The 13,676-nt window shown below is 63.7% G+C and carries 10 protein-coding genes; 8 read left to right on the top strand and 2 right to left on the bottom strand.

All coding sequences use genetic code 11. From position 1 onward, the window contains the following. Position 1: 1 nt before the first annotated feature. Positions 2 to 661: a Tim44/TimA family putative adaptor protein gene (locus tag B6V73_RS11795; RefSeq protein WP_088719992.1), complete on the bottom strand. Its 660-nt coding sequence runs from the start codon at positions 659 to 661 to the stop codon at positions 2 to 4. Between the two features lie 118 nt (positions 662 to 779). Between B6V73_RS11795 and B6V73_RS11800 the strand changes: the two genes are divergently transcribed. From B6V73_RS11800 to B6V73_RS11820, 5 genes are all read left to right on the top strand, one after another. Next, positions 780 to 1,304: an FxsA family protein gene (locus tag B6V73_RS11800; RefSeq protein WP_075776664.1), complete on the top strand. Its 525-nt coding sequence runs from the start codon at positions 780 to 782 to the stop codon at positions 1,302 to 1,304. Between the two features lie 59 nt (positions 1,305 to 1,363). Beyond that, the gene (secB, locus tag B6V73_RS11805) at positions 1,364 to 1,876 is read left to right on the top strand and encodes a protein-export chaperone SecB (RefSeq protein WP_075776663.1); all 513 of its coding nucleotides are present in this window, start codon (positions 1,364 to 1,366) and stop codon (positions 1,874 to 1,876) included. 138 nt (positions 1,877 to 2,014) lie between these two features. Next, complete coding sequence (locus B6V73_RS11810; RefSeq protein WP_075776662.1) at positions 2,015 to 2,539, top strand: NUDIX domain-containing protein; 525 nt, start codon at positions 2,015 to 2,017, stop codon at positions 2,537 to 2,539. Between the two features lie 113 nt (positions 2,540 to 2,652). Further along, positions 2,653 to 4,446 (top strand): autotransporter assembly complex family protein, encoded by a 1,794-nt coding sequence (locus B6V73_RS11815; RefSeq protein WP_088723563.1) that lies wholly within the window; start codon positions 2,653 to 2,655, stop codon positions 4,444 to 4,446. Continuing rightward, complete coding sequence (locus B6V73_RS11820) at positions 4,446 to 8,060, top strand: translocation/assembly module TamB domain-containing protein (protein WP_088725335.1); 3,615 nt, start codon at positions 4,446 to 4,448, stop codon at positions 8,058 to 8,060. Before B6V73_RS11815 ends, B6V73_RS11820 begins: the two co-directional genes overlap by 1 nt. A gap of 50 nt (positions 8,061 to 8,110) precedes the next feature. Here B6V73_RS11820 and B6V73_RS11825 read toward each other — a convergent pair whose 3' ends face one another. Then, entirely contained in the window at positions 8,111 to 8,989 is an 879-nt protein-coding gene (locus B6V73_RS11825) for a YihY/virulence factor BrkB family protein (RefSeq protein ID WP_088723561.1), read from the bottom strand. Positions 8,990 to 9,306: 317 nt separating this feature from the next. Between B6V73_RS11825 and B6V73_RS11830 the strand changes: the two genes are divergently transcribed. The 3 genes from B6V73_RS11830 (at position 9,307) to B6V73_RS11840 (ending at position 13,632) form a co-directional block, all read left to right on the top strand. Beyond that, entirely contained in the window at positions 9,307 to 11,049 is a 1,743-nt protein-coding gene (locus B6V73_RS11830; RefSeq protein WP_088725336.1) for an alkaline phosphatase PhoX, read from the top strand. Positions 11,050 to 11,128: 79 nt separating this feature from the next. Continuing rightward, entirely contained in the window at positions 11,129 to 12,763 is a 1,635-nt protein-coding gene (locus B6V73_RS11835) for a hypothetical protein (protein ID WP_088725337.1), read from the top strand. An 89-nt stretch (positions 12,764 to 12,852) separates the two neighbouring features. Next, positions 12,853 to 13,632, top strand: a complete 780-nt coding sequence (locus tag B6V73_RS11840) for a MipA/OmpV family protein (protein WP_075776657.1) — start codon at positions 12,853 to 12,855, stop codon at positions 13,630 to 13,632. Positions 13,633 to 13,676 lie beyond the last annotated feature (44 nt).

Here is a 13,676-nt window from a genome sequence, read left to right on the forward strand (position 1 = left end):
CTCAGCCGCCCGTGGCGACGAGCTGCCAGTTCGGGTCTTTCGCACCCATCTTGCGTGCGAATGTCCAGATGTCGCGCTGCTTGCGCGGCGTCTTGGGATCGCCCTCGACGACCTCACCCGAGGCATCGCGCGCCACCGAAATGATTTCTGCGCCGAAGCGCACGGTCACCTCTGCCTCGTTCGTGGAATGGTCGAAATCGGCATTGCTCAGCACCAGTTCGCGCAGGCCGAGGAATTCTGCCTGAACGTCGAGGCCCTTCTCCTTGCGCGCTTCCACGGCACCTTCGAAGGCCTCGTAGACTTCGGGCGACAGGAAGGGGCGCACCTTTTCCAGATCGCCGGTCTCGAAGGCCATCAGGATCATCTCATAGGCGCCACGTGCGCCTTGCAGGAACTGCGACACTGAGAAGCTGGGCTCGACGCGCTTCATCGCGGCCAGCGCCACGGCGGAGGTCGAGCCTTCGGGAACATGATCGATGATGTCGTGATCAGGCCCGCCCTCGATCACGTCGAAGTCACGCTTCGGTGCGGGCGTCGCGGGCGTTTCCGGCGCGATCGGCTTTTCATAGCCTTCACGGGTCCCGAGCACGCTTTTCAGCTTGAAAATCAGGAAGATCGCAATCGCCGCGAGGACGATAAGCTGAATGACGGCACCGGACATCGAGACCCCTGTGTTTGGCTTCGTGTTTGTTTCTAGGTCAATCGCTACTTATGTAAGGCGTCAACCAGTTCAAGTCCACCGGCGCAGCTTGCCGGAAGACGCGATAAAAGAGGATGCCATGTGGATCTTTCTGGCCTTTGTGGCCGTGCCGCTGATCGAGATCGGTCTGTTCATTCAAGTGGGCGGGCTGATCGGCCTTTGGCCGACGCTGGGGATCGTGTTGCTGACCGCGATCGTCGGTACGTCGCTGGTGCGTCGGGAAGGCGCGCGGGCGCTCGACGATCTGCGCAGCTCGCTCAATGAATTGCGCGATCCTTCGCGGCCGCTGGCGCATGGTGCGATGATTCTCGTTGCCGGGGTGCTGCTGCTGACGCCGGGCTTCTTCACCGATACGGTCGGTATCCTGCTGCTGATCCCTGGCATTCGCGACGCGCTGATGAAGGCCGTGGGCAGCCGGGTGAAGGTGCAGCGCTTCGAGATGGGCGGCGCCTACCGGTCCAACCAGTACGACCCCCGCCGCGATGCGCCGCGCCGTCCGCGCGATCCGGAGATCCTCGACGCTGACGAGGTCGAGGAAATGACTCATCGCGACCACCCGAACGGCAAGCCCTCCGACGGGCCGTCCGGCTGGACGCGTCATTGAGAATTGAGGCTTCTCCCAGCCGGTGCTAAACCTCGCACAATTAATTTTGGGAGAGGTCGATGACTGACGAAGCAAATGGCGAGACCAACGGCGCCGCGGATCCGCAGCAAGAGCAACAAGGGCTCCGCATGAACATCCTCGCGCAATTTACGCGCGACCTGTCATTCGAGAACAATGTCGCCACCAAGGGCGTGCAAACCAGCGACATCCAGCCCGAGATGCAGGTGCAGGTTTCGCTCGACGCCAAGAAGCGCAGCGTCGAGAACCAGTACGAGGTGATCACCAAGTTCAAGATCACGGCGAACAACAAATCCGACGGGGCGACGCTTTACCTGCTCGAGCTTGATTACGGCGGCATTTTCCACGTCGAGGGCGTGCCGGAAGATCAGTTGCATCCCTTCCTGCTGATCGAATGCCCGCGCCAGCTATTCCCCTTCGTGCGCCGGATCGTCTCGGACGTGACGCGCGATGGTGGCTTCCCGCCCTTCAACCTCGAGATCGTCGATTTCGTCGCGCTTTATCGCAACGAACTGGCGCGCCGTCAGCAGACCGAGGCGCCGACGACGGCCTGATCCGTCAAGCAGGCCTGGGGCGCGGCATCGTGCCTCAGGGACAAGCTGACGCCGTGACTCTGTCCGGTCACGGCTCCATTTTGCACTGCGTGACCCGCCTGCAAGCCGGGCGGGATCACCGGATGCAAAAGAGGACTCATGGGCCAGATTCAGGCATGGATCGGGGGCGCGCTCGCCCCCGTCGACGCGATGGACGCACATCGCGAGGGGCTCCGCCACCGGGCGGTCTCCATTTTTGTCATGGATGGCGAGAAGCTTCTTCTGCAGAAGCGCTCGACGCATTGCCTGCAAGCCCCCGGTCTCTGGTCGAATACCTGCTGCAGCCATCCCGATTGGGGGGAGCGCCCCGAAACCTGCGCGCGGCGGCGGCTGCGCGAGGAATTGGGCATCGATGGGCTCTATCCCGCTCATGCAGATCGTATCGAATACCGCATGGATATCGGCGACGGCCTGATCGAGCACGAGGTGACCGACATCTACATCGCCTATGCGCAGCGTGGCCTTACCGTGACCCCCGATCCAGAGCTTGTCTCGGAGACTCGCTGGCTAAGCCTTTACGATCTCGGTGCGGAGGTGAAACGCTATCCCGAGCGGTTCTCGCGCTGGCTGCGGTTCTACATGCAAGAACATGTCTCCCGCATTCTGCCCGCACTGATCTGCTGAGCGGCGGGGATTTCTGCCGATCACCTTCAGATGCTACGCGGAATTCCGCGCTTGCCCTAGCTTTCACTTCGCTTACCTGTAACTCTGCTTCCGATTGGGCGGGGGCATGAGTAATGGGACCGAAGACCATCCGAGTATTTCATCTGAGCGTGGCGGCGCTTGCGATCCTCGCGACCCCGGCACTCGCATATTCATTGAAGTTCAATACTCCCGGCGCATCCGACGATCTGCGCAACACGATCAAGGGCGCGTCGCTTCTGGCGCAATCCGCAGACGACAAGAGCAAGGACGCGCAGGACGTGCTTGCCGAGGCGCGGGCCGACTACAACCGTATCGTTTCGGCGCTGTTCGGCGAGGGGCGCTATTCCGGCACCGTGTCGATCAAGCTTGACGGGCGCGAGGCGGCCTCGATCCCGCCGCTCGATGCGCCTTCTACGGTGAACAACGTCGTCGTAACCGTGACGCCCGGCCCCGAATTCACCTTCTCGCGCGCCGATATCGCGCCGGTCGCGCCGAAAACCGATCTGCCCGAGGGCTACAAGGTCGGCAAGGTCGCGAAATCGGGCGTGATCGTCGATGCCGCGAGCGCCGCCACGACCGGCTGGCGCGATGCGGGTCACGCGAAGGCCGAAGTCTCCTATCAGAACATCGTCGCGGATCACCGTGCCAATCAGTTGGCCTCCGATGTGCGCCTGGCTCCGGGGCCGCTGGTAACCTTCGGCCGGCTCGAGACCTCCGGCAACAAGCGCCTGCGCACGAAACGCCTGCGCGAGATAGCGGGCTTCCCCAAGGGCGAGGTCTATGATCCGAAGAAGCTCGATCAGGTCCAGTCGCGGCTGCAGCGCACCGGGATTTTCTCCTCTGTCGCGATTACCGAAGCGAAGACGCTCAACCCCGATGACAGTCTCGACGTGAATCTCGCCGTGGTCGAGCAGAAGAAACGCAAGATCGGCCTCGGCGCGGAACTCAGCTCCAGCGACGGGCTCGGCCTCAACGGCTATTGGCTGCATCGAAACCTCTTCGGCGGCGGCGAGCGCTTTCGCGTGGATGCGGGCATTTCGGGCATCGGCGGCGCGACGGGCGGCACGGATTACTCGATCGGCGCGCGGATCGACCGCCCGGCCACCTTCAACCCGGAAACCAGCGCCTACATCACCACCGAGATCAGCCAGAAGAACGAAGAGGATTACACCGAGAACGCCTTCGATATCGGCTTCGGTCTGACACGGATATTCAACGACAAGCTGACTGGCGACGTCTCGATCAATTACGGCTGGTCCAAGGTGACCGACGATTCCGGCGAGACCTATTTCCGGCAGGTCTATCTGCCGACAAAACTCACCTGGGACGATCGCGACAACGCGCTCGACCCGACCAAAGGTTATTACATTCAGGCCGGGGTGACGCCTTTCGTGGGGATCGGCGGCGATACCGGCACCGGGGCACAGGTCACGGGCGATCTGCGCGCCTATAAGGGCTTCGGGCAGAACGATCGCTTCGTGTTGGCGGGCCGCGTGCAACTGGGCGGCGTCTACGGCTCGAACCTCGAGAACACCCCGCGCGACTACCTTTTCTACTCGGGCGGCGGCGGCACCGTGCGCGGCCAGCCCTACCAGTCGCTCGGCGTTGAAGTGCTCGAAGGCGGTACGCTGAAAACCGGCGGCACCGAATTCGTGGGTTTCCAGGGTGAAGCGCGCATCGGCATCACCGACAAGATTGGCGCGGTCGCCTTCTATGACTACGGCTATGTCGCAGGCGGCGGGCAATCGGGCTCGCAGGCAGGCGCAGGTCTCGGCCTGCGCTACAAGACGGGCATCGGCCCGATCCGTCTCGACGTCGGCTTCCCGGTCTCGGGCGGCACCGGATCGGGGGCGCAACTCTATATCGGTATTGGGCAGGCCTTCTGATGAAACGTTTCGCCATCCTTCTCGCTTTCTGCCTGACGCCTCTGATGGCTGCGGCGCAGGACAACTCGCCGCAAGCTGCGGACGGGGCAGGGGCCGCGACAGAACAGCAGACGCAGCGCGACCGCTCTTACCTGACGGGGCTGATCGAGGATAACCTCTCGGGCGCCGGGCGCACCGTGCGGCTCGACGGGTTTTCGGGCGCGCTGAGTTCGCGCGCGACCTTCGATCAGTTGACGATCTCCGACAAGGATGGCGCATGGATCACGATCAAGGATGGCGCGATCCAATGGAACCGCTCGGCGCTGCTGACCGGCAAGATCGAGATCGATGAGCTCTCCGCCGCCGAGATCGACCTGCCACGCCTGCCGACATCCCAGAGCAGTTCGACCGCCCCCAGCCCGGAGGCCAAGCCCTTCCAGCTTCCCGACCTCCCGGTCTCGGTGAAGATCGGCAAGATCGACGCGCAGAAGGTGATCCTCGGCGAGCCGATCCTCGGCCAGGAGGCGACGGTGAAAGTCACCGGGTCGATGTCGCTCGCAGGCGGCGAAGGCAAGGCGAAGCTCGATATCACCCGGATCGACACCAAGAAGGGCAAATTCTCCCTCACCGCGTCTTACGACAACGGCACCCGCGATCTAGGCCTCGATCTGCTGGTGGATGAGGGCAAGAACGGCATCATCGTCCAGAAGATCGGCCTGCCGGGCAATCCGGCGATGACGCTTGCAGTGTCCGGAAGCGGGCCGCTCGACGATTTCACCTCCGACATCGTGCTGAGCACCGATGGCCAGCAGCGTCTGGCGGGGCAGGTCTCCATAGGCAGCAAAACGCCCGACGGCGCCCCGGCGGGCAGTCCGCCGGTCACGACATTCTCCGTCGCGCTGGGCGGCGATATCCGCCCGCTTCTGCCACCCGATTACCACGAGTTCTTCGGCAACGAGGTTGCGCTGGTCGCGGATGGCACCCGCACGGTTTCGGGGCAGACCACGCTCAACACGCTCGATCTTAAATCGCGCGCGCTGCAGCTGAACGGCTCGGCGCAGATCGGCGCGACCAACATGCCGGTGAAATTCGACCTGAAGGCTGACCTCGGACTGGGCAACGGGCAGGAAGTGCTGCTTCCGATCTCGGGGCCGAAAACCTACGTGCAATCGGGCAAGCTGGACCTCGGCTATGACAAGGCAGAGGGCGACGGCTGGAAACTCTCGGGCCGCCTGAACCAGCTGCGCCGCGAAGATGGCACAAAGATGCTGACCGCGAATCTCTCGGGCTCGGGCCGTATCCGGCAGGCCTCGCCACCCTCGGTCGGTGGCACGGTTCTGCTGGGAATCAACGGGCTGGAGCTTTCCGACCCGAAGCTGAGCGCGGCGGCCGGCAGCGCCGTAACCCTGCGCACCGTGTTCTCGTGGCAGCAGGACAAGCCTCTGCGCTTGTCGCAACTGGCGCTGAAAGGCACCGGTTACAGCCTGAATTCGAACCTGACGATCGACAATATCAGCGAAGGTATCACCGTCGAGGGCGCGGCGCAGATCGACCATTCCAACCTCGCGATGCTGTCCGATCTGGCGGGGCGCAAGCTCGGCGGTTCGGCGCGGATGACGGTCGCGGGGAAATACACCGTCCTCAGCGGCGCCTTCGACGCCAATCTCAATCTCGTCGGTCAGGACGTCTCGATCGACCAGCCGCAGGCGGATCGTGCGCTGGCGGGTCGGTCGGAGATCGCGATCTCGGCCAAGCGCGACGAGACCGGCGTGACGCTGGATTCGCTTAACGTGCAGACGCGGGCGGGCACGCTTCAGGCGCAGGGCACGCTGGCCAGTCAGGATGGCAAGCTGACTGCCACGCTCGACACCAACGATCTTTCGGTGCTGGGCGGCGGCTATCGCGGCGCGCTGGCGGCCGATGCGACGGTGACGCTGAACGGAGAGCGCTACGGGGTGACGTTGAAGGGCACCGGCAAATCCCTCGCGATCGGGCAGCCCGAGGCCGACAAGCTTCTGGCCGGCACAACCAATCTCGACCTTCAGGCGAGCTACGCCAACGGCGCGGTCGAGGTGCAAAGCCTCAAACTGAGCAACCCGCAGCTCGACGTCTCGGCGAAAGGGACGGCGGGCGAGAGGTCGCGCAAGATCGACCTGAACGCACGTCTGGCGAATGCGGCCCTGTTCGCGCCGGGCTTTCCGGGGCCGGTGACGGTGTCGGGCACGGTGGTCGATGACGGCAGCGGCTATCAGCTGAACCTTTCGGGCACCGGCCCGGGTGGCACCGATGCGAAAGTCTCCGGCCGCGTGGCGTCGAATTTCGGCGATGCCGATCTTTCGATAACCGGACAGGCACAGACCGCGCTCGCCAACAGCTTCATCGAGCCGCGCTCGGTGCAGGGCCCGCTCAGCTTCGATCTGCGGCTGAACGGCAAGCCGGGGCTGTCGGCGCTGTCGGGCACGGTCTCGGCGAATGGCACGAAGGTCGTTGCTCCGAACCTCGGGATGGTGCTGGAGGATGTGAATACCCAGGTGCAGCTGTCGAACGGCGCCGCGCAGCTCGGTTTGACCGGGCGGCTCGGCACGGGTGGGCAGATCACGGTCAACGGGCCGATCAACCTGTCGGCGCCCTACAACGGCAACCTGACGATCCGTTTCGACCGCGCGCGGTTGAAGGATCCGGAGCTTTACGACACGCGCGCTTCGGGCACGATCACGATGGACGGGCCGCTTGCGGGCGGTGCGAAGATCGCCGGGCGCATCACGCTGAGCGATACCGAATTGCGGGTGCCGTCTTCGGGCGTCGGCGGCGGCGCCTCGGTCCCCGCCGGGATCGAGCATGTCGGCGAAAGCGGCGCGGTGCGCCAGACGCTCAAGCGCGCCAACCTGCTGAACAACGGCCAGAGCGATGCGAGCGGCGGCGCCAAGGCTTCGGGCCCGTCCTATCCGCTCGACGTCACCATTGCCTCGGAGCGCGGCATCTTCGTGCGCGGCCGCGGTCTGGATGCAGAACTTGGCGGCTCGCTGCGGGTCTCGGGCACCACGTCGAACGTGATCCCGATCGGGCAGTTCTCGCTCGTGCGCGGACGGCTCGACATTCTCGGGCAACGCTTCACGCTCGATCAGGGCCGGATCGCGCTGGAGGGCGCGCTGGTGCCCTATATCGACTTCACCGCGACCACGACGCAGAACGACTACACGATCTCGATCAACATTCAGGGACAGGCGAACGAGCCGAAGGTGACCTTCACCTCCTCTCCGGAGCTGCCGCAGGATGAGGTTCTGGCACGGCTTATCTTCGGACGCTCGATCGACAATCTCTCGCCTCTGCAGGCGGCGCAACTGGCCTCGGCGGTCGCGACGCTCGCCGGCAAAGGTGGCGAGGGGATCATCGGCAAGCTGCGGAAGAATTTCGGGCTGGACGATTTCGACGTCTCGACCGATGCGCAGGGCAATACCCAGCTCAAGGTCGGGAAATACCTGTCGGACAATATCTATACCGATGTCACGGTGGGCGGCGACGGCACCTCGCAGATCAACCTGAATCTCGATGTCACCAAAAGCCTCACCGCGCGCGGCACCGTCGGCTCCGACGGCAAGAGCGGGATCGGCCTCTATTTCGAGAAGAACTACTGAGCGATAAGTTTCACTTCATTTCCGCCCCGGGAAAAAAGTGAAACCCATGACTACTCGCCCCCGGGCTCGGCGTCGCCTTCGATCGCGTCGCGCAATTTTTCCTGCGTGCGGCGCTTGCGGAAGGCGGTGAGTTCGGCGTTCAGCGCAGCCCCCATCAGCACCGAAAAAGCGCTCAGATAGAGCCAGATGAGCAAGGCGATCACCGCCCCGATCGAGCCGTAGATCTTGTTGTAATTGCCGAAATTCGACAGGTAGAAGGTCAGCCCGATCGAACTCAGCCCCCAGAGCGCCGTTGCCAACACCGCGCCGAGCGTCAGGATCGGATCGCGCTTGCCCACCGTATTGGGACCGTAGCGATAGAGGATGCCAAGCGCTGTGAGCATCAGCAAAAGCATCGCCGCCCAGGGCAAGCCCGAGAGCAGGATCTTTGAATATTCGTGGAACGGCAGGAAATTGATGACGATTGGCACGACGACGACCGTTGCCATCGCGGCCAGCATCACGCCGACAAGCGCGATCGTCATCAGGTAGCCCATGATGAAGCTCCAGATCGTCGCGCGGGGCCGCGTGCCGTGGATCACGTTGAGCGAAAGCACCAAAGCCGCGACGCCCGCGCGGGCGGAGAACAGGGTCACGGCGGCCGAGAGCACGACGCCCAATCCGATTGATGCACGCGGCCCGATCAGCCAACTCTGGATCTGCTCGTTGAGCAGCCCATAGGCTTCGGGCGGTATGAAATCGTCGGCCACGTTTAGATAGGTGCGGATTACCGTCGGATCGGCAAAGGCGCTCCACAATGCGATCGTTGCGGAGATGCCGGGGAAGATCGCTAGCATGGAATAGAAGGCGACCCCCGCCGAGACGAGGGTGATATTCGACTCGAAAAGCCGCCCGAACAGGCTGACCGCGAATTTCGCCGTTTCTCTCACGCGCCACTCCTCGTTTCACCCACCATCGCGCAAGCCCCGCGTGATCGCAACGCGCGGCCCGCGCTTTGCTGAAAGCTGTTGCGCCACAGGCGCTTGGCGTTGGGCGGGCGGGGCATGCCTAGGGCGAGGGGGAGGCGAAATGCAAAAAACAGGGTGGAATAGGGTCTGTTTTGGAGCAGGGGCCGCCGGTGCTGCTGGCGCCCCGCGCGCCCCCGGCGAATGGCGGCGCGCCCGTTCACGCAAACGCGACATTGTCACAAAAGGGAATCACTTCGCCGTTAGGAGCGTCGTGAACGCAACTAGCCAAGGGATCAGCCATGTCGCTTCGCACCACCCTCCTCCAAGCCACCGCAATTGCCGTGCTGCCGCTCGCGGCGCATGCCGGCGATATCTCCTTCTCGTCCGTTCCTTTCGCCAAGGACGACGCCGCCAAGCGTGAGGCGATCGCCTCCGACACGGTCACCGTCAACGGCAAGGACTACAAGATCGGCTATCACGTGATGGCGCGCTCGGGCGACAAGATCGGTGACAACACCTTCGCGCTGCTGACCGACAAGGACGGCAAGCCGGTCAAGTCGGCCGACGGCTCCGAGCACATCTCCGAATCCGCCGATTTCACCTCGCTCATCCGTCAGGGCGACAAGCTCTACTCGGTGACGCATTTCGAGTCGCGCCCCGGTGCGATGTATCTCAGCGAAGTCAGCCAGGATGCGGACGGCAACCTGAAGCTGGTCTCCACCAAGCCGATCGACTTCTCCGAATATCATGGTCTCTGGGTTCCCTGCGCGGGGTCCGTGACGCCGTGGGAAACCCATCTGGGTTCGGAAGAATATCCGGCCGATGCGCGCGCGATCGAAGCGGCGACCTCGCTCGACGAGATCGACGATTACGATTTCCCGATGGTGCGCTATGCGGGCGTGAACCCCGAGGGCATGAGCCTCGAGCAGTTCCGCGACGCCTACAAGCCCTATCGCTACGGCTACCCGACCGAGATCACCGTCTCGGAAGACGGCTCCGCCGAGGCTGACAAGCATTTCGCGATGGGCCGCGTTGCTGTCGAGCTGGCCTATGTCATGCCCGACCAGAAAACCGCCTATATCTCGGATGACGGCACCAATGTCGGCCTGTTCCGCTTTGAAGCCGACACCGCAGGCGACCTGAGCGCCGGGACGCTCTACGCGGCCAAGTGGAACCAGACCTCGGATCAGGATGGCGGCGCTGCCGATCTGGAATGGGTCGATCTGGGCCATGCCGACGATGCGACGATCCAGAAGGCGATCGAAGCCGGCACCCGGTTCTCGGACCTCTTCGAGACCGCCGAAATCGGTGAGGACGGCTCCTGCCCGGCGGGCTTCTCGGCCGCGAACGCCGAAGGCAATGCCGAGTGCCTGAAGGTCAAGGACGGTATGGATGCGATCGCCTCGCGTCTGGAAACCCGTCGCTACGCCTCGATGAAGGGTGCCACGACCGAGTTCCGGAAGATGGAAGGCATCACCTACGACTCCGACAAGCACCAGATGTACCTCTCGATGTCCTCGGTCGAGAAAGGCATGGAAGATGGCGCCAAGCAGGACATGGGCGGGATGAACGCGATCCGCCTGCCGCAGAACAAGTGCGGCACGGTCTACGCGCTGTCGCTCGACGACAACTACGACGCGACGAAAATCTCGGGCTTCATCTCGGGCATGCCGAAGAAGACCGAGAACAACAGCTGCGATATCGACGGCATCGCGAACCCGGACAACATCACCTACATGCCGGGCTACAACACGCTGATCATCGGTGAGGACACCGGCTCGGGCCACCAGAACGACGTGATCTGGGCAATGAACACCGACACCAAGGAGCTTACCCGCATCCTGTCGACGCCCTACGGTTCGGAAACCACCTCCACCTACTGGTACCCGAACGTCAACGGCCACGGCTACCTGATGGCGGTGATCCAGCACCCCTACGGCGAGAGCGACGAAGACAAGCTGACCGACCCGGCGCAGGCGCGTGCCTATGTCGGCTATGTCGGCCCGTTCCCGCAAATGGATGACACCGTGAAGACCCAGTAACGGGCGCTCGCGAGACACTTCTGGCGAGGCCCGGCGGCAACCCGGGCCTCGCCTTTCTTTCAAGACCGAGGACTGACGGATGCTGCGGATTTCGATACTGGCGCTGTTGAGCATGACCACGATGGCGGGGGCGGTCGATCTGAAGACCACGGTGCTGGACAATCCGACGGCCTATATTCCTCCGCAATGCTATACCAAGACGGAAGACAAGGCGGGCGCGGTGCATAACCCCTGTCAGACCTGTCACACCTATCCGCGCCATCCGAATTACGTGCGCGATGCCGATCTGCAGACCGAATATGCGTTTCCGGGCCCGGCGCTGAAGAACCCCTGGAGCAACCTCTTCGTGGATCGCCGCGCCGAGGTGGCCGCGACGAACAGCGCGGAAATCCGCGCCTATGTGCGGCAGGACAATTATCACGATGCGGCGGGCGGGATCGCCCTCGCCGCCAAGCTCGCCGATCCGCCCGCGGATTGGGACGTGAACGGCAACGGGGCGTGGGACGGCTATATCCCCGACGTGCAATTCGCCTTCGACGACGAGGGCTTTGACCGCAGGCCCGACGGTAGCCTGACCGGCTGGCGCGCCTTCGCCTATCAGCCGCTGCCCGGCACGTTCTGGCCGACCAACGGCTCGACAGACGACGTGATGATCCGTCTGCCGGAGGTGTTCCGTCAGAATGCCGACGGGGTCGAGGATATTGCCACCTACAAGACCAACCTCGCGATCGTGCAGGCGCTCATCACCCGTGCCGATGTCGCGATCGAGCCGACAGATGAGGCCGCGATGGGCGTCGATCTGGACCGCGACGGTAAGATGGGGCAGGCGGAGGTGGTGAAATTCGCCTTCGCGCCGCTCGACGGGATCACGATGCATTGGGCGGGGCGCGCGGGCGTGGACGGCGCCGAGCTTGCCGCCGGGCTTTACCCGGAGGGCACCGAATTCGTGCATTCCGTGCGCTATATCGACCCGACCCTCGAGGGCATCCAGATGGCCGCGCGGCTGAAAGAGCTCCGCTACATGGTCAAGACTGATTGGGAAACCTATGCCGATCTGGAAGAGACCGCGTTGGCCGAGCTGAAGGAAGACAACGCCTTTCCGGATCGCACCAAGCAGTTCTTCGGCAGTTCCGAGACCGGCGTGCCCAACACGTTCGGCTGGCGGCTGCAGGGCTTCATCGAGGATGCGACGGGCGATCTGCGCCCGCAGAGCTTCGAGGAGACCGTGTTCTGCGTCGGCTGTCACGGCACGCTGGGCGTGAACGACGACTCCACCTTTGCCTTCGCCCGCAAGCTGGGCAAGGAGGCCTATCGCGGCGGCTGGTATCACTGGACGCAGAAGGGCCTCGCGGGCACCCCCGACCGGGTGCGCGCCGACGGCAGCGGCGATTACGCCCATTACCTGCGCACCAACGGGGCAGGGGACGAGTTCCGCGCCAATGCCGAAGTGATCGAGGCGTGGCTGAAAGCGGGCAAGTTGCCGCCCGAGAAAGAGGCGGCCCTGGCCGAGGATGTCGGCCCGCTGATCCTGCCTTCGCCGGAGCGTGCCGATGCGCTGAACGCAGCCTACCGGATGATCGTGCGCGACCAGAGTTTCACCCAAGGCCGCGATGCGACCATCGCCCCGGTCGACGGCACGGTCTGGCGTGAACTGGAGCAGGATCAGCCGACAGGCATCGAGGAAATCGCCCAGCCGTGGTATAAGCGCCGCTAATCGGCAGCAATCTGCGCCGGCCGATTGCGTTTTTCGCCGTCAATTGGCAGTGTTCGCACAAATCGGGACATTTTTTCGGGAGCGCCACCATGGCAAAAGTCATCCGCCAACTTTCCGCAAGCGCCGCCATCGCGGTCGCTGCTGTCTGCACCGCGGCGAGCGCGCAGGCAGAAAGTGGCGTGACCTTCACCATCGGTGCGGGCGCGCGCTATGCGCCGTCCTATTTCGGCGCGGATCACTACGACACCAAGCCCACCGCGAAGGTGAAGCTCAACAGCTTCACGCTGCAGGGGATGCGTTTCGGCTCGGACGATCCGAATTACGAAAAGCTGGGCCCGAACGTGCATGGCTCCTTCCGGCTCGTCGGCGGGCGCAATTCCAGCGATTATTCCGAAATCGCGGGTCTCGACGATGTCGACACCTCCCTCGAACTGGGTCTCGGGCTTGGCTACCAGGCGCCGCAATGGGGCGCTTTCGCGGATATGCGCTACGGCGTGGTCGGGCATAACGCCGTCGTCGCGGAAATCGGCGCCGATTGGAAGCCGATCAAGACCGACAATTTCAAGCTGAGCATCGGCCCGCGCATCTTCTATGGCTCCGGGCTCTACAACCGCACCTATTTCGGCATCAGCCCGTCGGAGTCGACGGCGAGCGGTCTGGCAGCCTATTCGCCCGATGGCGGCCTCGTCTCGACCGGTCTGGAACTGTCGGCGACCTATCAGCTCGGCAATAATTGGGCGGTGGAAGGCAAGCTGAACTACGACCGCCTGCAGGGCGATGCGGCGAACAGCCCGATCGTGCAGCAGGGCTCGCGCGAACAGAGCTCGGTCTCGCTGATGCTGACCCGTCGGGTGACGTTCCCGTTCTGATCGGATCCCTTCTGATCGGGACAAAGCTTCCTACGAGTCACGTG

The sequence above is a fragment of the Thioclava sp. JM3 genome (assembly GCF_002213185.1).
Classification (GTDB): Bacteria; Pseudomonadota; Alphaproteobacteria; order Rhodobacterales; family Rhodobacteraceae; genus Thioclava; species Thioclava nitratireducens.